The organism is Lentzea sokolovensis (assembly GCF_033949975.1).
In the GTDB taxonomy this organism is placed as follows: domain Bacteria; phylum Actinomycetota; class Actinomycetes; order Mycobacteriales; family Pseudonocardiaceae; genus Lentzea; species Lentzea sokolovensis.
Window position 1 is genome coordinate 230,801 of record NZ_JAXAVU010000015.1, and the last position, 20,294, is coordinate 251,094.

Consider the following 20,294-nt stretch of genomic DNA (forward strand, 5'->3'; position numbering starts at 1 on the left):
TGGAGGAGGGGACCACTGATGAACAAGCGAAAGGTGACCCTGGCCGCTGCGGCGGCCGGAGTGATCACCGGTGCGACAGGCCTGAGCCTGCTCGCCATGCCGGCGGGTGCGGGCCAGCCGCCGTCCCTGCCGGACGTCTCCGCGGAGACGCTCGTCGAGCAGGTGCTGACGAGCAACCCGAGTGCGTTCGGCGGAACCGTGGAGGTCGACAACAAGCTCGGTCTCCCGTCGATCGCCGAGATCCCGCAGCTCGCCGACGGCAAGCACAGCGCGCGGATCTGGACGGACGGCAACGGCAAGTTCCGCGCCGCCCTGCCGAACGGCCAGTCCGAGCAGACCATCGTCGACGACGGCACGACCACGTGGTCGTGGAACTCCGCCGACAACGAGGTCACCAAGTCCGAGCACAAGGCAGACCAGCCGAAGCCGGACACCGAGAAGGCCGAGACCGTGGACCCGGCCGCGGCGGCCAAGCAGGTCGTCGGGCTGACCAAGGAGTTCAGCGACATCAGCGTCGACGGCACCGCGCGGGTCGCGAACCGTGCCGCCTACGAGCTCGTGCTGACCCCGAAGGCCAGCGAGAAGACCCTGATCCGCGAGGTGCGGATCGCGGTCGACTCCGAGCTCAAGATGCCGCTGCGCGTCGCCGTTCTGACCAACGGCACGAGCGAGCCGGTCGGCCTGGTCGGCTTCAGCGAGATCAACGTCGGCCCGCAGGACTCGAAGCTGTTCGAGTTCACGCCGCCCGCCAACGCCAAGGTCACCACGCCGGAGGCCAAGGAGGAGAAGGGCCGCGACCGCATGCCCGAGATGGGCATCGAGCAGGCGCTTCAGGGTGAGCACCCGCAGATCTTCGGCACCGGCTGGGACACCGTCGTCGGCGCGAGGATTCCGGCGGAGGCCATGACCCAGGTGCCCGCAGAGGCGCAGGGCATGGTCGACCGGTTCACCAAGAAGGTGAGCGGCGCCTGGGGTAGCGGCAAGATCTTCAACACGAAGGTCGCCACGATCCTGATCGCGGACGACGGCCGCGTTGTCGCGGGCGCCGTGCCCGAACAGGTGCTGTTCGACACGATCGGACAGGTGAAGTGACCACCTCGACCAGCGCGCCGGTGACAGCGCCGTCGAAACACGCTGTCGCCGCGCGGACCAAGGGTCTGCGCAAGGAGTACGGGAGCACGGTCGCCGTGGACCGCGTCGACCTCGAGCTGCCGGAAGGTGCCGTGCTCGGCATGCTCGGGCCCAACGGGTCCGGCAAGACGACCACGATCCGGATGCTGCTCGGGTTGGTCCGCCCCACGCAGGGGGAGATCGAACTGCTCGGTCAACGTCTTCCCGACGGAGCCGAGCAGGTGCTGCCGCACGTCGGCGCGCTGGTCGAGGGTCCGGGGTTCCACCCGTTCCTGAGCGGGCGGGAGAACCTCGTCAGGTGTGCCGCGTTCGAGCCTCTGCTGCCCAAGAAGCAGATCAAGCAGGCGGTCGAGGACGCGATCGAACGCGTCGGGCTCGCGCAGGCGGCCCACCGCAGGTACCGGGGGTACTCGCTCGGCATGAAGCAGCGTCTCGGCCTGGCCGCGGCGTTGCTCGTGCCGCGCAAGCTCGTCGTCCTCGACGAGCCGACCAACGGCCTCGACCCGGCCGGCACGCGGGAGATCCGCAAGATCATCGCGGACCTCCACGCGGCGGGCAGCACGGTGCTGGTGTCGAGCCACCTGCTGAGCGAGGTCGAGGCCACCTGCACGCACGTCGCCGTGCTGCACCGCGGAACCGTTGTGGCGCAAGGAGAGCTGACCGAACTGCTGCAGGCGGGCGGATCGGCGCTCCAGGTGATCACACCGGACGTGGAGAAGGCGCTGAGCGCGTTGCGGCAGGCCAAGATCTCCGCCCGGCCGCTCGGTGACGGCCTGCGGGTCGAGCTCGCGGGGACGAGCGCGCCGCAGGTGATCGAGACGCTCGTGCACGGAGGCGCCCAGGTCTACGAGGCGACGCGCTGGAAGACGGGCCTGGAGGAGCTGTTCGCCCGGCTCACCGAGGCCGAGGAGGCCGAGCGCGGAATGTCCGCTGTGGACACTCTGGACGGGGGACGGCGATGATCACGCGTCAGTTCGGTTCCGAGGTGCGCTGGATGCTGCGCAGGCCGCGGACCCTCATCGGGTTGTTCGGCCTGGTCCTGGTGCCGATCATCATCAGCTTCGGCATCTGGACGGCAGGCGACGAGGGTGGCGGCGGGCCGGGGCTCGCCGCGATCATCGAGGGCAACGGCATGGTCGTGCCGATCTTCACGTTGTTCCTGTCGCTCAACCTGTTGCTGCCGCTGGTGGCGTCGATCTGGGCGGCGGACGGACTCGCGGGCGAGGCCCAGCACGGCACGTTGCGCGGCCTGCTGGTCGCGCCCGTGTCCCGCGTGCGGCTGCTGTTCGTGAAGCTGTTCGGGCTCACCGCGATGTCGTTGCTCGCCGTCACGCTGATGGCCGTCGTCGGCATCATCGCCGGCACCGCGTTCCTCGGTTCCGACGGCATGGCGACGCTGTCCGGCACCACCCTCTCGACCGGAGAGGGCCTGCTGCGCATCGGTCTGTTCATCCTGCTGGTGACGTTCCAGATGGTGTCGATCGGCGCGGTCGCCCTCGCCGTCTCGTCCGCCACCGAGCACCCGCTGGTGGTGCAGGCGGCGACCATGGTGACGATCATCGTGTTCCAGGTGCTGGGGCAGTTCAGCTCACTGGACTGGCTGCACCCGTTCCTGATCACCACGGGCTTCCCGGGGTTGATAGACGTGATGCGCGACCCGATCCCGTTGGGGCAGATCGGCGACAGCACGTTGCTCGCCGGGTGCTACCTGCTGATCGGCACCGGCCTGGCGGCCATCCGCCTGGTCACGAAGGACAGCTAGCAGCTTGTCCGCGTAAGGCCGGCGTTGCTCGCCGGTGGCGAATCCCGGTAGCGGCTTCGACCCGTGGAGGTCGTCGCCGTGGTACCGGGGGATGACGTGGACGTGGAAGTGCCACGCGTCCTGGCCACCGGCGGGCTCGTTGTGCTGACGGGTGGAGATCCCCTCGCAGCCGTACGCCTCCCGCATGGCGACGGCGATCTCGCGAACGACGTCGTGCACGGCGTGGCCGTATTCGGCGGGCAGGTCGTAGATGTTCTCGTGGTGGGCGTTGGGGATCACGATGACGTGACCGCGGTTGTTCGCCCACCACCCGGACGCGACGAACGCCGTGGCCCGCTCGGTGCGCAGCACGACGTCGCTCTGACTGTCGATCTCGGTCTCCCCGCCGGCGAGCAGGAAGCAGAACGGGCACTCGTACCCGTCCGGCGCGTGGCTGATCGTCACCGGAACCCGCCCTCGCTGTTGATCACCTGGCCGGTGATCCACTCGGCGTCGTCGGTGCAGAGCCAGGAGATCAGCCGGGCGGCGTCGTCCGGCTGACCCCAGCGGCCGAGTGGCATGCGTTCGCGCACCCACTCCCTCGTCTCCTCGCCCGCGTAACCGGTGTCGGTCGGGCCGGGGTTCACCGCGTTGACCGTGATGCCCTGCCTGATCAGCTGGTGCGACAGCGTCGACATGATCCCCACCAGCGCGCCCTTCGACGCCGCGTAGGCGATCTCGCCCGGCATCGGCCCGAGGTTCTGCCCGGACGTCATGAACACGACACGGCCGCCCGGTGCGCCGTCGTGCTGGCGGGCAAACGCTTGCGCCAACAGGATCGACGACCTCGTGTTCACCGCGTAGTGCGCGTCGATCTTCTCCGCGTCCAGCTCGCCCAGCGCGCCGTCGGGCCCGCTGCTCGCGTGGTTGCACACCAGCACGTCGACGCGCCCGAAAGCCTCGACCGCGGCCTCCACGAGGCGGTCGGGCGCGTCCGGCAGGGCGAGGTCGGCACCGGTGTGCTCGACGCGACCGCCGATGCCCGCGATCACGTCCTCGATCGAATCCGCGCCCCACGGTCGCTCGGCGTCGTGCGCGACGTGGTGCTGCACGAACAGGTCCGCGCCCAGCCCTGCCAGCCGCTGTGCGATCGCGTACCCGATGCCCTGGCGCCTGCTCACGCCCGTGACCAGCGCGACTCGTCCTTCGAGAGATCCCATAGGACTCACAGTCAACCGATGCGGGCGACGCCGTCCAAGTCAATTTCGAGCCGGACCCGGTCCCCGATCTCGGTCATCGGTCCCACGGCCTCGTACTCCTCGCCGTCGATCTCCACGAGCAGCCGCACGTGATCGCGCCGGTGCACCCGCTCGACGACCGTGCCCTCCAGCAGGCCGTCCGAGGAGACCCGAAGCGCTGTGGCCCGCAGCCCGACCCGTTCGACGTCGAGCCCCACGAACGACCCCGGCACGAACTTGCTGCACCCCAGGAACTTCGCGGTCTCCACGTCCACCGGCGACGACCACACCTCGGCAGGCGGCCCGACCTGGACGATCCGCCCGCGCGACATGATCGCCACGCGGTCGGCCAGGGTGAACGCCTCGTCGTGGTCGTGCGTCACGACGAGGGCCGTCGTCGCGGCCTCCCGCAGCAGCCGGGCGAGGTCGACCGCGAGCTGTTCGCGCAACGCCCGGTCCAGCGCCGACAACGGCTCGTCCAGCAGCAACAACCGCGGTGACGGCGCCAACGCCCGTGCCAGCGCGACTCGCTGCTGCTCGCCGCCGGACAGCTGCGTCACCCGGCGGTCGGCATAGCCTTCGAGCCCGACGAGTTCCAGCAGCGACAGCACGCGCTTGTCCCGCGTCTCGCGTTCGACCTTCTTCATCCGCAGGCCGAAGGCCACGTTCCCGGCGACCGTCCGGTGCGGGAACAGCTGCCCGTCCTGGAAGACCAGCCCGAACTCGCGCCGGTGCACCGGAACGCCGGCCAGGTCCGAGGAATCCCACCGGACCGCGCCGGCAGAAGGCTTCTCCAGCCCCGCCACGGTGCGCAGCAACGTCGACTTCCCGCACCCCGACGGCCCGAGCAACGCGACGACCTCGCCGTCCGCCACCGACAGCGACACGTCCGACACCGCGGCCGTCTGTCCATAGCGGACGGTGATCGAGTCCAGTTCCAGCGCCATCAGAACTCCCCGCTGCTCGGCACGCGCAACCGCTCGATCAGCAGCACGCACCCGACCGTCACGACCATCAGCAACGCGCACGCCGCATAGGCCATCTGGCTGTTCAACTCCCCCGGCCGCGACATCAGCCGCGCGATCACCACCGGCAGCGTCGGCGCGTCCGGGCGGGCCAGGAAGCTCGTCGCGCCGAACTCCCCCAGCGCCACCACGAACCCGAACCCGGCCGCCGCCACCAGCGACCGCCCGACCAGCGGCAGGTCCACCTCTCGCCACACCCGCAACGGTGAGGCGCCCAACGTCGCCGCCGCCTGCCTCAGCCGTTCGTCGACGGCCCTCAACACCGGCAGCACCATCCGCACGATCAACGGCGTGACCACCAACGCCTGCGCCAGCGGCACCAGCATCGGCGACGTGCGGAAGTCGCCGGGCAACGCGTCCATCGTGATCAGGTAGCCGAAACCGACCGTCACCGCGGACACCCCGAGCGGCAGCATCAGCGCGGTGTCGAGCACCTCGGAGACGCGACTCCCCGACCGCCGCAACCCGACCAGCACCACCGCCGAGAACACCCCGACCACCAACGCCACGAGAGTCGCGTCGAAGGCCGTCCGCAGCGAGTTCACCGCGGCGTCGATCCCGGTCACCGCCAACGTGCCGCGGTCGCCACGGGAGTTCAGCGCCACGTACCCGGCGAAGCTCCAGCCGTCCCGAGTGGACAGTGACCGCGTCACCAGCCCGACCACGGGCGTCAGCAGCGCCACCACCACGGCGAAGGCGGCGAAGACCACGTACCACTCGCCGCCGGACGGTCGTCGCGCCAGCTCTTCCCTGCCCCGCAACGCCAGCGCGGTCTCGCGTCGCCGCCGTGCCAGGGCGCCCAGCACCAGCACCGCGAGCACGGCGAGGAACTGCAACAACGACAGAGCCGCTGCCCCGGACAGGTCGAACAGCTCGACCGTCCGCAGGTAGATCTCGGTCTCCAACGTCCGGTACCGCGACCCGCCCAGCACCAGGACCACGCCGAAACTCGTGGCGCAAAAGAGGAACACGACCGCCGCGGCCGACCCGATCGCCGGTGCCAACGCCGGCAGCACGACCGACACGAACGCTCGCGGCCGTGAAGCCCCAAGCGCCCGGGCCGCGTCCTCGGCCCGTCGATCCGTGTGCGCCCACAGCCCACCGACGGTCCGCGCGACCACGGCCACGTTGAAGAACGCGTTGGCCAGCACGATCGGCAACACCCCGCCGTCCGGCCAGAACGTCCGGAAAGCCAGGCCCACCACCACGGTCGGCAGCACGAACGGCACCATCACCGCGGCCCGGATCACGCCGAGCCCGCGAATCCGGCACCGTGCCAGCACGAACGCCAGCGGCATCCCGGCGACGACCGCCACGACCGTCGACGCCAGGGCCTGCCCCAGGGTGAATCCGACGAGCTCCCAGGTGTCGCCGTCGACGAGCGCGGCGACCACGCCCCCTTCGCGCAACCCGAGCGACACGATCGCCAGCACGGGCCACGCGAAGAACAAACCCAGGAAGGCCAGCGGCAGCAGCGCCGCCGCCGACCACCCCGTGCGGGAACTCAGCCCTGCACGAGCTTGCGCCACTGCTCGACCCATGCTTCGCGGTTGTCCTTCACCTTGTCCGCGGGCAGGGTCTGCGGGTTCGGCGGCAACGGCGCGTCCTTGGCCCACGACTCGGGCAGCGCGACACCCTCACGTGACGGGTAGACGTACATCTGCTCGGCCACTTGGGCCTGGAACTTCTCGCCCAGCAGGAAGTCGAGGACCTTCTTGGCGTCCTCGGTGTTCTTGGCCCCGGACAGCACACCCGCGTACTCGACCTGGCGGTAGCAGGTGTCCAGCACGGCCTTGGTCTTGCCGCCTTCAGCCGACGGCGACGACGCGTACGACACGACGATCGGCCGGTCGCCCTTGGTGGCGGAGAACTCCTGGTTGTAGGCCTCTTCCCAGCCGCTCACGACCTTGACGCCGTTGGCCTTGAGCTTGGTCCAGTAGTCCTGCCAGCCGTTCTCGCCGTACTTGGCGATCGTGCCGAGCAGGAACGCGAGACCGGGCGAGGACGTGGCCGGGTTCTCGACGACCAGCTTGTCCTTGAACTTCGGGTCGGCCAGGTCGTCGTACGACTTCGGCTCGACACCGCCGAGCTTGGCCGGGTCGATGTTCAGGCACACGTCACCGACGTCGACGGCCTGCAGGCGGTTCGACTCGTCCGCCTTGTACCGCTGAGCGCCCTTCGAGGCCTCCGGCGAGGCGTACTCGGCGAACACGCCCTCCGCCAGCGCCCGCGAGGCGAACGTCGAGTCGACGCCGAACGCGACGTCGCCGATGGGGTTCGCCTTGGTGAGCACCAGCTTGTTCGTCAGTTCGCCCGCGTCACCGCTCGCGATCTGCTTCACGGTGATTCCCGAGGACTTCTGGAACTCGTCCAGAACCTCGGGCTTCACGACGAACGAGTCGTGCGTCACCAATGTGACCTCGTGCGTCTGCGGCGCGGTCGAAGTACCGGCCGAACAACCGGTCAGCACCAGAGCAGCGCAAACAGCAAAAATCTTTCTCACGTCAAATCTCTCCCTACGCCGGTATGACCCGGATCAGGTGGACGGTCGAGGGCTTGCGAGCCCTCCTCTCAGCCCGGCGCTTCACCGGACTCCCGTGGCAACGCGCAGCCTACGTGACGTGGTGGGACGATCAGGACATGGCCGAGCTGTTGAGCGACGATCAGTTGAACGACGTGCTGCCCAAGCTGCCCGACTGGGGTGCCCAGGACGCGGCGCTGGTCCGGACCGTGGAGCTGGCGAGCTTCTCCCACGCGATCATGGTCGTGAACCGGATCGCGGAGATCGCCGAGAACGACAACCACCACCCGGACATCGACATCCGCTACAAGACGCTGACATTCCGCCTGAGCACTCACTACAAGGGAGGAATCACCGCGCTCGACGTGTCCCTCGCCGAGGAAATCGACGGGGTCCTGGACGCCATGAGCTGATTCGGTCAAGATGTGCGCTGCCGCCGCCCGCGGAAATGAGAGGGAACACCCTCATGCGGTTGCTGCCCAAAAAATTCAACACTGTTGTTTTCGCCGTTGCGCTGGCTGGCAGTCTCTTGATCATCCCCACGGCCGCTCAGGCCGTACCTTGTGCCGTGACGGACACGATGATCAAGGCCAGCGCGACGTGGGTCACCAAGGGCCCCGATCTCGCGGCGAACAACTGGTCCAACGCGAACTTCCACGTCGGCAACCTCGCCCAGGTGCGAACCACCGGGATCAGCAACCACAAGACGTGGCCGTGGGTGCAGGCGAACAAGTACCTGCTGCCGGTCGACCCGGCGAACCCCTTCGCCCCGGACGCCCAGTCGACCGGTGAGCCTTATCTCGACGTGGCGTACTTCCACCCGGAGCCCGAGGTGCTGCAGCCGTTGCGCGACAACCTGCGCGCCCAGGTGAAGGACGGGAAGACGCACTACTGGAAGTCCCCGGACGCGCTGAACATGGCGCTGCCGTCGTTCACCCGCGTCGCCGTGGCCGACCACGACCAGGCCATGCTCGACTACTCGTTCAAGTCGTACCGCAGCCTCAAGGCCCGGACGTTCAACGAGTTCACGGGCCTGTGGAGCCTGAACGCGCAGACGAACGGCTGGGCCGTGCAGGGCCTGGCCAAGGCGATGCTCGCGCTGCCGGCCGACCACCCGTACCGCGCCGAGTACGCCAAGACGCTGCGCAAGAGCGTGCAGACGCTCAAGTTCCTGCAGCGCCACGACGGCTTCTGGGGCGCCACGGGCAAGGACTCCGCGGCCACCGCGATGATCACCTACGCGATCGCCGCCGGCATCAACGCGGGCGTGCTCGACCGGGAGACCTACCTGCCGCACGTCCAGAAGGGCTGGCAGGCCCTCCTGACCGCGCTGGACGCCGACGGAACGCTGGGCTGGGTCGCGGCCCGCAACTCGTGGAAGCCCGCGTCAGCCGGTGACACCGGTGGGTTCGCCGTGGGCAGCTTCCTCATCGCGGGGCAGCAGCTCGTCCCTCTCACGCCTGGTTGCTAGGCCGATCGCGACGAGCGTGAGCAGGCCCGCGGCCGGATAGCCCCAGCCGAGCACCACGAAGACCCAGGGCCGCGGGAAGTCCCAGATGTTCGGCTGGGCGAGCAGCAGGAACGAGATCAGGTAGCCGCCGGTCAGCAGCACCCACAGGCCGGCGGTGATCTTGCACAGGAGGTGACCGCCGGAGTAGATCAGCCACAACAGGGCGGGCACCATCCACACCCAGTGGTGGCTCCACGAGATCGGCGAGACCAGCAGGCCGAGCATCTGGACGCTGACGATCAACGCCAGCGCGTCCTTGGTCTTGCTGACCGCGAACCACGTCAGCGCGGCCGCGACGAGCACGGCGACGATGTAGATCGGCCCGGTCTTGACGTCGTAACCGACCGTGCGGCTCAGAGCACCGCGCAGCGACTGGTTGATCGCGCTGCCGACCGGTCCGACGCGGCTCGCGTCACCGAGCAGCTGGAACCAGAACTTGTCCGACTGGGACGGTGAGATGGCCCAGCCGATGCCGTACACCACGACAAAAGCGACGAACGACCACACAGCGGCCATCCATCGACGCTGAATGAGGAAGTACAGCCCGGAAATCGCGGGCGTGAGCTTGATGCCCGCGGCGAAACCGACACCGGCGCCGCCGACCCAGTTGCGCGCGCTGGCGAGCGTGCCGATCAGGATCGCGACGAGCACCAGGTTGATCTGTCCGTAGTTGAGCGTGGTGCGGACCGGCTCGATCCACAGCGTCAGCGCGGTCCACATCATGGCGCGGCGCGGGTCCTGCAGCTTCAGCAGCTTCAGGCTGGTGCGCACGATGTAGTAGAGGCAGCCCAGGCAGAGCAGCTGCCAGATCCAGCGCGAGGCCTCCCACGGCACCCAGCTCATCGGCGTGAAGATCGCGGCCGCGAACGGCGGGTAGGTGAACGGCAGCGGGAACACGTCCGCGTACTGGTCGAGCCGCCACTCGTAGAGGTCGCCGGAGAACAGGTGCGGCGAGCCGTTGCGGTACACCAGCAGGTCGATCATGGTCATCTTCGCCTGGAACGCGACCATGAACAGGTGCCCGGCGACCGACAACGCGAGCAGCCACGGTGCTACGGAGAGCACACGCGCTTCCACAGCACGGAGTTTCACCCCGAAAACGTTACCCGAGGCAACGAAACGGGGTACCCCGGCGTCATTAGGACGGGAGAGATCGCAAGAGGGAGTTTTCTGGTCATGTCTGTTGATCTTGTAGTTGCCGCTGTCGCCGCTCTGGCCATGCTGGGGGTCGCGTTCGGAGTGTTCGCCGCTGCCGCACGCGCCAAGAACAACGTGTAAAACCTTGTGAGACGAGCAGAAGGGGGAGCCTCCACAAAGGAGGCTCCCCCTTCACCGTTTCCGAGGGGAGGAACGGTGACCTGGTGCGCGTTTAGAAGTAGTGCGCCCGTCCGCCGATCGGCTTGCCGACCGCGCCCAACACGGCGAGGATCGCGCCGATCACCAGGAGCACCACTCCCAGGGTCGTCAGGATGCTGATACCCATCAGCCACCCGACGACAAGCAAAATAAGACCGAGGACGATCATGACACCTCCAGGTGGGGAATCCTTTTCTGGATTACCCCACGGGGGTCGGTACAAACCTCGCTTCATACATTTGTCACCGATGCAATCAGCTCCCGCACCTCAGCGGCTTCGGCCCGGCCGAACTCCTCGTACAGCGCCAACGCCTCGGTGAGCTGCTCCTGGGCCACGGCGGGTTCCCCTGCCGCGATGTGCGCCCTTGCCAGACGAACGATCGCGTCCCCCAGAGCCTGGCGGTGCTCCAGCGCCCGCAGCACCTCGACGGATGCGTGGTAGTTCTCCACCGCCTCCGCGTACCGGCCCAGCTCCAGATGAACGTCCCCCAGCGTCTCGAAGTTGTTCGCGCTGGGCATGCTCTGGCGTTTCACCTCGAAGAACAAGGCTTTCGCTTCCAGACAGAGCTCGATCGCGCGCTCCCGGTCACCGGCCTGGTGGTGGGCCCTGCCATACGCTTCGAGGTAGCAGGCTCGCTGGTACTCGCTCAGCTCGGCGATCCTCGGGTGCACGCGACTCAGGATCTCCAGGCCGCGATCGGCCTGCCCCAGCTTCTCGTACACGTGTGCCAGCCCGCGGGAGACGTCAGCCTGCCCGTTGACGTTGCCCCTTTCCTCCTCGAGTCGCAGAGCCGACTGCAGGTGGAGTTCTGCCTCGAAGAACATCTGTTTCGCGATGTAGACCCCTCCGAGCGAGCGGTGGAGACGCGACTGCCCGAGGATGTCGTTCCGTCGTCGTGCGGCATCCAGCGCGAGCAACTCCGTTTCCTCGGCGTCGACCAGCATTCCTGAGCGCAACAGGGGCAGATGCAGCGTGTAGCCCAACCGCCACACGAGGTCGTCCGCGCCCGCGGCCACCATCTCTCTCAGGACGCCCAGCAACACCGGGTACTCGACCCGGAACCACTTCCTCGCCGCCCGGGTGTCCGGCATCGGGACGATCACGGCTGCCGGCGACGGCGGTGCCAGTGGCGTCCAGATGACCTTGACCTCGATCCGCAGGTTCGCGTCCAGCGAGGTGTGCAGGTAGTGGTCGAACATCCGCTGCTGCGCCTCGGCCTGCCGTTCCCGCGACAACTCGTTGAAACGCTCGGCGGCGTAGTCCCGCAACAGGTCGTGCAGCAAGAACCGGCCGGTGTGCGTGCGGGTGACGAGACTGCCCGCCACCAGTTCGTTCAGCCCACGCACTGATTCCGCTCGTGGCACCGCGGAGAGGCTTGCGGCGGCCTCGACCGTGAACTCCGGGCCTGGATGACTGCCGAGCATCACGAACAACCGGGCAGCGGCCTCGCTGACGGACCTCAGCGACCAGGAGAAGACGTGGCGGACGCCGGTGGTGGGGTCGTCGATGTCGAGTGCGTCGAGCCGTTCCTGCTCCAGCTCTGTCGCGAGGGCGGTGAGCGGGTCGCCGTAGGCCGCGCGGGCAGCCACGATGCCCAGCGCCAGCGGCAGGCCCGCACACCGTTTGACCAGCCGCGCGACGGCGTCCGGCTCGGCCGCGGTCCGTGCCGCGCCGATCCGTTCGGTCAGCAGGTCGATCGCGGCCCGCTCGTCCATGACGTCCAGCGCGACGGGCTGGGCACCCTCACGTGCGACGAGACCGCTCAGGCGGTTGCGGCTGGTGACCAGCACCAGGTTGCCGGCCCCACCGGGCAGCAACGGGCGCACCTGCTCCACGTCCCTGGCGTTGTCCAGCACCACCAGAACGCGGCGTCGTGCCAGCAGCGACCTGTACTCGGCGAGCACCGCCTCGTCCGACCCCGGCAGTTCGTTCCCAGGCACACCGAGCGCCACCAGGAAGTCGCGTGCCACCGCGACCGGGTCGAGCGGCTCGGCGCGCAGGTCGAAGCCGCGCAGGTTGACGTGGAGCTGCCCGTCGGGGAAGCGGTCGGCGACCTGATGCGCCCACTGCACCGCGAGCGCCGTCTTGCCGACGCCACCGATGCCGTTGATCGCGGAGATCAGCACGGGTTCGCCGGGGCGCGCCCCGGCGATCTCGGTCAGCCGCGCCAGCTCGTGCTCACGGCCCGCGAAGTGCCGATAGGCGGGCGGCAGCTGCCGGGGCACGACCGGCGAGGCGGGCGTCTCACCGCTGAGGACCTGCGCGTGCGCCTCGCGCAGCCGTTGGCCGGGGTCCACACCCAGTTCGTCGGCGAGCCGCCCGCGGATCTCCTGGTACGCCGAGAGCGCCTCGGCCTGCCGGCCCGCGCGGTGCAGCGCGAGCATCAGCTGAGCCCAGAACGTCTCGCGCAACGGGTGTTGCCGCACCAGCGACCACAGCTCCGGCACCAGCAGGTCGGCGGGCCGGGCCAGATCCTCGTCGATGCGGCTTTCCAGCGCGACGACCTGCTCCTCGACCAGTCGCGGCACGTCGTCGCGGTGCAGCGACTCGGACGTGACGTTGCCCAGCACCGGGCCACGCCACAGCTCCAGCGCGGCACGGTGCTCGCCCTGCGCGACGAGCTCGCGGAATCGGGCGAGATCGAGCTGTCCGGGAGCGACCTCGGCTGTGTAACCGCGCGACGACGTGCGGACGCAGTTGGCGGCCCCCAAAGACTGCCGCAACCGCAGCACTACCGTCTGCAACGTCTTGTGTGCCCGGTCGGGGGCGGGCGGCTCGCCGTCCCACACCCGTTCCACCAGTTCGTCCACCGACACGAACTCGTTGGCGCGCAACAACAGCGTCGCCAGCAGCACGCGTCCGCGACCTGCGGGAACAGCGACAGGCTCGCCGTCGAGGAGCACTTCCAACGGCCCCAGGACGCGGTACTCGACGGTCATCCGGACGAACCTACCGGCACGCCGCAGTCCCGGTAAGCGTTGGTGGCCAACGCTTCCGCGGCCGCCGCGCCTTCCTCGTCACCTGTGCCACGGCGCACGGTCGCGAGTGCTTCGAGCGACTGCCCTTCCAGGTACCGCTGGTGATGGTGCCGGTTCGTGGCGACGGCCTCCTCCGCGCACCGCAGCGCTTCCTCCGTCTCGCCCAGCGCGAGGTGCAGCAGCGCTCGTTCCCTGAGTTCGTCTCCGGCGGTCGAGGCGTAGTCGCCGCCGATGCGGGCACGCATCTCGTCCAGGTGGCGTGCCGCGGCCTCGTAGTCGCCGAGCTTGCGATGCGCCCGCGCGGCGTGCCAGTCCGCGGTGATCCGCTGGTGAACCATCAACTCCCGGTCGGCGAGCTTGAGCTCCACCTGCGCGACGGCCAGTGCGTCCTCGTGCGCACCGCTGTCGTCGAGCAAGTCCGCCAACGTGTTCCAGGTGTCGAACTCCTCCTCCACTCCGACCGTCGTCCGCATCTCGTCGAGAAGGTCGATCAGGCGATCGAAGGCCTCGTCGGCCTCGCCCAGCGCCAGTGTCGCCCGAACAGCGGTGGTGGCTCCCATCGTCAACCGCCGCGTGCTCCCGAGCTCGGTCTGCAACGCGACGTGGGCCTCGTGGTGCGCGATCACCTCAGGCAGCTTTCCCAGCTCCATGTAGATGCTGGTCAGCGAAGCGTGCGCGTGTCCTCGGAGGCCGGGTGAACCGCTGAGCTCCAACGCCCTGAGCAGCGATCGCTCGGCCCCGAGGAGATCAGGGACGTGGAACGAGATCGTGGCCATGTTGACCAGGACCATCGCCTGCCCCTCGACCGAGCCGGTCTGCTCGTGGATGGCGAGCGCCTGCCGCTGGTGGTGCAGGGAGGCCGCCGCGTCGCCCGCGTGCCGGGTCAACGCGCCCAGCACGTTGTGCGCGGACGCCTGGATCGGCAGATCGCCCGTCAGGAGGGCGCGGTCCAGCGCCGCCTGGGCGAGCTGCTTCGTCCGCGCGAAGTCCCCCTGGCTGAAGGTGTAGATCGCGGTGGCGATGTCCGAGGAGGCGATCAGCACGTCCTCGCCCGACTCCTGGGCCGCGCGGTTGCGCACCTCGCACAACGCCGACCAGTTCGCGTCGTCGCGGGTCTCGTAGCAGTGGGCGCCGAGCACAGCGCCGATCTCGTTGGCGGGCCAGTGGTCACCCCGCTCGGTCGCGAGCGCCACCGCCGAGAACAGGTTCTGGTATCCGGCGGTCATCCACGCGAACGCCTCTTCCGACGTCCTCAGCACCACGTCCGGCAGCTGGGTCGTGGTGGTGGCGAGCGGGAACCGCCGCTGGTCCGGGAACAACAACTCGGCCGCGTCGTCGGTCATGCGGCGGTAGAAGTCGTACAGCCGGTTGATGGCTTCGTCGACCTCCTCGCTCGTGCACCGTTCCCTCGCGTACGCGCGCAGCAGGTCGTGCAGGGCAAAGCGGCCGTCGCGCTGCTCGACGAGATGAACGGCCACGAGCCGATTGAGATGACGGCGGGCATCGGGCAGACCCGCGATCACGGCGGCTTCGTCGGCGTCGAAGTCCACGCCGGGCAACACGCCGAGCCGACGCAACACCAGTCGCGAGTCCTCCGACAGCGCGGAGTAGCTCTCGTCGAAGACGACGCTGACCGCGGCCGCCGGATCGCCGGGCACGGCCAGCTCGCCGAGCAGGTCACCCTCCAGCTGCGCGACCTTGTCCGCGATGGTCGTCCCGTCCTGCGCGCGCAGATCCGCGGCCGCGATGCGCAACGCCAGCGGCAGCCCGCCGCACAGCCGCACCAGCGAGGCGGCGGCGTCCGCTTCCGCGCGCACCCGGACCTCACCGAGCACGCGTTCCAGCAGCCGCATGCCCCCGTCGTCGCTCAGCGCCGGAAGCCGCAGGAGGTCCGCGTCGTTCAGGGCCAGTCCACGCAGGTCACCACGGCTGGTGACGATCGCGAGCGCTCCGGTGGACGCCGGCAGCAACGGCCGCACCTGCTCCGCGTTCGCGGCGTTGTCCAGAACCAGCAACAACTTCCGGTCCGCGACCAGCGAGCGGTAGAGCGCCACCTGCTCGTCCACGCCGACCGGGACGGACTCGACGTGCAGTCCCTTGAGGACGAGCGTCAGGGCCTCCTGCGGCGACATCGCGCGCACCGGGTCCTGACCGCGCAGGTTCACGAAGATCTGCCCGTCCTCGAAACGGCCGGCGATCCGGTGTGCCCAGTGCAGGACGAGCGACGTCTTGCCCACTCCGCCGGTACCCGTGATGACCAGCACCTTCGCATCGCTGGCCGCGAGCCGCTCCACGTCGTCCTCGCGCCCGGCGAAGGTGGCGAGATCCGGCGGCAACTGCCTGGGCGTGACGCGCTTCTCCTTCGGTGGCGTGACCTCTCCACGCAGGATCTGCTCGTGCAACTCGCTCAGCGCGGGCGCCGGGTCGATCCCCAGTTCGTCCGCGAGCATCTCGCTGACCTGCCGATATGTCGCGAGCGCACCGGCCTGCTGCCCCGACCGGTACAGGGCGAGCATGAGGTGACCCCAGAAGCGGTCGCGCAACGGATGCCTGCGGGTGAGGTCCTGCAGTTCCGGTACCAGGTCCACCGACCGCCCGGCCGTGAGGTCCGCCTCGATCCGCTGCTCCAGCGCGGCGAGCTGTTCCTCCACCAGCGACGGCACCTCGTCGCGGTGCAGAGACTCCGACGCGACGTTGCCCAGCACCGGCCCCCGCCACAACGCGAGCGCGGGCCCGAACTGCTGCCGGGCGACCAGCGCGCGGAACCTCAGCAGGTCGAGCTGCTCCGGTTCGATCTCGGCCAGGTACCCGCCGGGCTCGTGCCGCACGCAGTTCGCCTCGCCGAGCGCCTGCCGCAGCCGCATGACGACCGTCTGCAACGTCTTGTGCGCCCGGTCCAGATCCGGTGGCGCGCCCTCCCACAACCGTTCGACCAGCTCGTCCACGGACGTGAACCGATTGGCACGCAACAACAGCGTGGCGAGCAGCACCCGGCCGCGGCCGGCGGGAACCGGCACGGGCTCACCGTCGAGCACTACCTCCAGCGGTCCCAGCAACCGGTACTCAGCTCTCACACCGCGGAAGTCTAGGTGCGCCCACCGAGGCGCGCGCTGGGCGCCGGACGTGACGCGATGTCACCGTCTGCGACGCGACCCCGCTCTGCAGGCCGCTGACTTCGTGCCATGACAGCGCTGCCTGACCGGATGCGTCCTCCTCGCGCGGAAGGGTGGTTCGCGGAGGACCTGGATCTCCTGTCGCCGCAGCGGTCGTGGCACAGCCGAGTCGTCACCAACCTCACGCTCGACCGCTCGGACGTGCAAAAGGCCCCTCCGGTGGAGGGGCCTTTTGTCATGAGCTGCTCAGACGTTGAAGCGGAACTCCACCACGTCGCCGTCGGACATGACGTAGTCCTTGCCCTCCATGCGGACCTTGCCCGCCGCCTTCGCGTCGGCCTTCGAACCAGAGGCCACCAGGTCGTCGAACGACACGACCTCGGCCTTGATGAAGCCGCGCTCGAAGTCCGTGTGGATCACGCCGGCCGCCTGCGGGGCGGTGGCGCCCTTCGGGATCGTCCAGGCGCGCGATTCCTTCGGGCCTGCCGTGAGGTACGTCTGCAGGCCGAGGGTGTGGAAGCCGGCGCGGGCCAGGGCGTGCAGGCCCGGCTCGGTCTGGCCGATCGACTCCAGCAGTTCGAGGGCCGACTCGTCGTCGAGTTCGATCAGCTCCGACTCGACCTTGGCGTCGAGGAAGACCGCGTCGGCCGGGGCGACGAGCTCGCGCAGTTCCTTCACGCGGGCCTCGTCGGTCAGCACGCCCTCGTCGGCGTTGAAGACGTAGAGGAACGGCTTGGTGGTGAGCAGGGACAGCTCACGCAGCAGTTCACCGTCCACTTCGGACTGTGCCGCGAACAGCGTGCGGCCCGCGTCGAGGATGTCCTTGGCCTTCTTGGCGTTGTCGAGGACGGCGCGGCGGTCCTTCTGCATCCGCGCCTCCTTCTCGATCCTCGGGATGGCCTTCTCGAGGGTCTGCAGGTCGGCGAGGATCAGCTCGGTGTTGATCGTCTCGATGTCGCTCGACGGATCGACGCGGCCGTCGACGTGCACGACGTCCGGGTCGTCGAAGACGCGGATGACCTGACAGATCGCGTTCGCCTCGCGGATGTTCGCGAGGAACTTGTTGCCGAGGCCCTCGCCCTCCGACGCGCCCTTGACGATGCCCGCGATGTCGACGAACGACACCACGGCGGGCACCTCGCGCTCCGAGCCGAAGATCTTGGCGAGCGTGGTGAGACGGGCGTCCGGCAGCGGCACCACGCCCACGTTCGGCTCGATGGTCGCGAACGGGTAGTTCGCGGCGAGCACGTCGTTGCGCGTGAGCGCGTTGAACAGGGTGGACTTGCCAACGTTGGGCAGGCCGACGATACCGAGGGTCAAACTCACGGTGAGCGAGTCTACGGCAGCCGACGGTCGTGTCCGATTCCCGCGAGCCATTGGGCGTTCCCGCTGGCAGGATCGATGGCATGGTCATTGACGAAGAACACGCGTACCGGGTGTGCTCCGCACGTGACGCCCGTTTCGACGGGTGCTTCATCCACGCGGTCCGCACGACCGGCATCTACTGCCGGCCGTCGTGCCCCGCGGTGACCCCGAAGCGCCGCAACAGCCAGTTCTTCCTGACGGCCGCCGCCGCGCAGTCCGCCGGCTTCCGGGCCTGCCGCCGCTGTCTGCCGGACGCCGTGCCGGGCTCCCCCGAGTGGAACCTCCGCGCGGACCTGGCGGGCCGGGCGATGCGGCTGATCAGCGACGGCATCGTGGAACGCGACGGCGTGACGGGCCTCGCGTCCCGGCTCGGCTACTCGGAACGCCACCTCACCCGCGTGCTGACCGCCGAACTCGGCGCCGGTCCGCTGGCACTGGCCCGCGCCCACCGCGCCCACGCGGCCCGTCTGCTGATCGAGACGACCGAACTGCCGTTCGCCGACATCGCGTTCGCCGCGGGCTTCGCGTCGGTGCGCCAGTTCAACGACACGATCCGCATGGTGTTCGCCTCGACCCCGTCCGACATGCGCGGCCGGGGCAAGGCACCGGTGGGCACGCCGGGCCGCATCGTCCTGCGCCTGCCGTACCGCCCGCCGTTCGACGCCACGGGCCTGCTCGCCCACTTCCGGGCGCACGCGTTGCCCGGCGTCGAAGAGGTGACCACCGACTCCTACGCACGCACCCTCTCCTTGCCGCACGGCGAGGCGACGGTCCGCCTGACGTTCCCGACCGACCACGTCCTGTGCTCGCTGCGCCTGGCCGACGTGCGGGACCTGGGCGCGGCCGTGGCCCGCGTCCGCCGTCTCCTGGACCTCGACGCCGACCCGATGGCCGTCGACTCGTTCCTGGGCGCCGACCCGCTGATCGGCCCGCTGGTCCGCGAGGTGCCCGGCATCCGCGTGGCGGGCAGCGTCGACGGCGCCGAGACCCTGCTGCGCCTGGTGGCCCCGTTCACCGGCATCCCGCTGCAGATCCCGGACGGCGCCCTGACCCACCTCTACGCGGCCGGGGACCACCCCGTCACCGAGGCGCTGGCGAACGGCAGACTCGTCGTCGACGTGGGCCGCTCGATCGAAGACCTGACCGAAGAACTCACTCCCCTGGTCGGCGCCTCCGTGGCCGACGAGGTGGCCATGCGAGTGCTGGGCGCACCGGACGTGCTGGTGCTCCCCGAGGCCTCGCGACACCTGGCTTCCCACGGCCCGGACTGGCGGCCGTGGCGCTCCTACGCCGGAGCACACCTGACGAGGAAGGCAGCAACATCATGAGCGTCGCGCACACGTCCACTGTGGACACCCCGGCGGGGCCGTTCACCGCGATCGTCGCGCCGGACGGGGCAGTGCTGGCCAGCGGCTGGACCGGCGACCTCGCCCTGCTGACGCCCCAGATCCACGCCTCCCTGATGCCGTCCGAGATCACCTCGCGACCCGATCTGGGCGACGTCACCAAGGCCGTCATCGCCTACCACGAAGGCGACCTGACCTCGATCGACACCATCGAGGTCCGCCAGAGGTCCGGCCCGTTCCTGCAGCACGCGTGGGACGTCCTGCGCACGGTCAAGGCAGGCGAACCGGTCACCTACTCCGAGTACGCGGAACTGTCCGGCCGCCCGGCGGCGATCCGGGCGGCGGCCTCGGCCTGCGCCCGCAACTCCGCGGCGCTGTTCGTGCCGTGCCACCGCGTCATCCGCATCGGCGGCAACCTGGGCGGCTTCCGCTGGGGCCTCGACGTCAAGCGCTGGCTCCTGGCCCACGAGAACTAACCCACGAGATCGATCTCCGGCGCGGTACCGGTGATCAGTTCGGTGCCGCACCTGGAGCACGAGCTGGTCACCGGCGCCGCGCCAGAGATCAGGTGACCCTCGATGCCCAGCCACTCGCCGACCCCGTTGTCCCGGCACGTGTGGCACCCGACGCGGTAGTTCAGCCGCACCCACGGTTGCGCGGTCAGTTCCGAGGCCTGGACTTCGGGCTCCATCAGGTCGGTGAACGGCGCCCACCACGACGTGATCCGGCATCGCAGCCTGCGCTCGGCACCGCGCTCGGTGGCGTCGAACGCGCTGACGCGCATCGGGGCCGGGTGCTCGTTGCCGGTGCAGAGCCCGTGAGGCATGCCGTGCTGCAGCTGCACGACACGTCCGACGCGCAGGCAGACGAGGCAGTCGTGGGTGAAGTCGAGCCGGTTCGACCACACGAAGTGGGCGGCCGGGGTCACGGTGACGCGCGCGGTGACTTCCACATGGGACAGCACGGGCC

17 protein-coding genes and 1 pseudogene are annotated in these 20,294 nt (G+C 69.3%); 7 read left to right on the plus strand and 11 right to left on the minus strand.

Features of this window, described 5'->3' with window-relative positions; genetic code table 11:
* Window positions 1-18 precede the first annotated feature (18 nt).
* The 3 genes from SK854_RS39460 to SK854_RS39470 are packed head-to-tail and all read left to right on the plus strand — an operon-like array spanning window position 19 to window position 2,893.
* Window positions 19-1,092, plus strand: a complete 1,074-nt coding sequence (locus SK854_RS39460) for a LolA family protein (protein ID WP_319980247.1) — start codon at window positions 19-21, stop codon at window positions 1,090-1,092.
* Complete coding sequence (locus tag SK854_RS39465) at window positions 1,089-2,093, plus strand: ABC transporter ATP-binding protein (protein WP_319980248.1); 1,005 nt, start codon at window positions 1,089-1,091, stop codon at window positions 2,091-2,093. The genes SK854_RS39460 and SK854_RS39465 overlap by 4 nt, the downstream gene beginning before the upstream one ends.
* On the plus strand, window positions 2,090-2,893 hold the full coding sequence (locus SK854_RS39470) for an ABC transporter permease (protein WP_319980249.1): 804 nt from the start codon (window positions 2,090-2,092) through the stop codon (window positions 2,891-2,893). The genes SK854_RS39465 and SK854_RS39470 overlap by 4 nt, the downstream gene beginning before the upstream one ends.
* 90 nt (window positions 2,894-2,983) lie before the next feature.
* Here the strand turns inward: SK854_RS39470 and SK854_RS39475 are convergent.
* The 5 genes and pseudogenes from SK854_RS39475 to SK854_RS39495 all read right to left on the minus strand — a co-directional run.
* A pseudogene (locus tag SK854_RS39475) lies at window positions 2,984-3,379 on the minus strand (HIT family protein); the annotation flags it as partial.
* On the minus strand, window positions 3,334-4,092 hold the full coding sequence (locus SK854_RS39480) for an SDR family oxidoreductase (protein ID WP_319980250.1): 759 nt from the start codon (window positions 4,090-4,092) through the stop codon (window positions 3,334-3,336). The pseudogene SK854_RS39475 and the gene SK854_RS39480, both read right to left, overlap by 46 nt.
* Before the next feature lie 11 nt (window positions 4,093-4,103).
* Window positions 4,104-5,057 carry an ABC transporter ATP-binding protein gene (locus SK854_RS39485; protein ID WP_319980251.1) on the minus strand — a complete coding sequence of 318 codons (954 nt, stop codon included), beginning with the start codon at window positions 5,055-5,057 and terminating at the stop codon, window positions 4,104-4,106.
* Entirely contained in the window at window positions 5,057-6,676 is a 1,620-nt protein-coding gene (locus tag SK854_RS39490; RefSeq protein ID WP_319980252.1) for an ABC transporter permease, read from the minus strand. The genes SK854_RS39485 and SK854_RS39490 overlap by 1 nt, the downstream gene beginning before the upstream one ends.
* A complete protein-coding gene (locus SK854_RS39495; RefSeq protein WP_406601884.1) occupies window positions 6,640-7,638 on the minus strand; it encodes a thiamine ABC transporter substrate-binding protein in 999 nt (332 codons plus the stop codon). Before SK854_RS39495 ends, SK854_RS39490 begins: the two co-directional genes overlap by 37 nt.
* A gap of 137 nt (window positions 7,639-7,775) precedes the next feature.
* Between SK854_RS39495 and SK854_RS39500 the strand changes: the two genes are divergently transcribed.
* Together SK854_RS39500 and SK854_RS39505 are read left to right on the plus strand one after the other, a co-directional pair.
* Window positions 7,776-8,069, plus strand: coding sequence for a 4a-hydroxytetrahydrobiopterin dehydratase (locus SK854_RS39500; RefSeq protein ID WP_319980253.1), 294 nt, complete (start codon window positions 7,776-7,778; stop codon window positions 8,067-8,069).
* A 155-nt stretch (window positions 8,070-8,224) separates the two neighbouring features.
* Window positions 8,225-9,127 (plus strand): glycoside hydrolase family 88 protein, encoded by a 903-nt coding sequence (locus SK854_RS39505; protein WP_319980254.1) that lies wholly within the window; start codon window positions 8,225-8,227, stop codon window positions 9,125-9,127.
* Here SK854_RS39505 and SK854_RS39510 read toward each other — a convergent pair.
* The 5 genes from SK854_RS39510 to ychF form a co-directional block, all read right to left on the minus strand.
* A complete protein-coding gene (locus SK854_RS39510; RefSeq protein WP_319980255.1) occupies window positions 9,044-10,258 on the minus strand; it encodes a mannosyltransferase in 1,215 nt (404 codons plus the stop codon). The genes SK854_RS39505 and SK854_RS39510 overlap by 84 nt on opposite strands.
* A 277-nt stretch (window positions 10,259-10,535) precedes the next feature.
* Entirely contained in the window at window positions 10,536-10,691 is a 156-nt protein-coding gene (locus SK854_RS39515; protein ID WP_089909616.1) for a DUF6131 family protein, read from the minus strand.
* Window positions 10,692-10,753: 62 nt separating this feature from the next.
* The gene (locus SK854_RS39520) at window positions 10,754-13,462 is read right to left on the minus strand and encodes an AfsR/SARP family transcriptional regulator (RefSeq protein ID WP_319980256.1); all 2,709 of its coding nucleotides are present in this window, start codon (window positions 13,460-13,462) and stop codon (window positions 10,754-10,756) included.
* Window positions 13,459-16,575 carry an AfsR/SARP family transcriptional regulator gene (locus tag SK854_RS39525; RefSeq protein WP_319980257.1) on the minus strand — a complete coding sequence of 1,039 codons (3,117 nt, stop codon included), beginning with the start codon at window positions 16,573-16,575 and terminating at the stop codon, window positions 13,459-13,461. Before SK854_RS39525 ends, SK854_RS39520 begins: the two co-directional genes overlap by 4 nt.
* 285 nt (window positions 16,576-16,860) lie before the next feature.
* A complete protein-coding gene (gene ychF / locus SK854_RS39530; protein WP_319980258.1) occupies window positions 16,861-17,940 on the minus strand; it encodes a redox-regulated ATPase YchF in 1,080 nt (359 codons plus the stop codon).
* An 80-nt stretch (window positions 17,941-18,020) separates the two neighbouring features.
* Here ychF and SK854_RS39535 point away from each other — a divergent pair, with 80 nt between their 5' ends.
* Entirely contained in the window at window positions 18,021-19,307 is a 1,287-nt protein-coding gene (locus SK854_RS39535) for an AlkA N-terminal domain-containing protein (RefSeq protein WP_319980259.1), read from the plus strand.
* Window positions 19,304-19,801: a methylated-DNA--[protein]-cysteine S-methyltransferase gene (locus SK854_RS39540; protein WP_319980260.1), complete on the plus strand. Its 498-nt coding sequence runs from the start codon at window positions 19,304-19,306 to the stop codon at window positions 19,799-19,801. Before SK854_RS39535 ends, SK854_RS39540 begins: the two co-directional genes overlap by 4 nt.
* Here SK854_RS39540 and SK854_RS39545 read toward each other — a convergent pair.
* Window positions 19,798-20,289 carry a hypothetical protein gene (locus SK854_RS39545; protein WP_319980261.1) on the minus strand — a complete coding sequence of 164 codons (492 nt, stop codon included), beginning with the start codon at window positions 20,287-20,289 and terminating at the stop codon, window positions 19,798-19,800. The genes SK854_RS39540 and SK854_RS39545 overlap by 4 nt on opposite strands.
* Window positions 20,290-20,294: the final 5 nt, after the last annotated feature.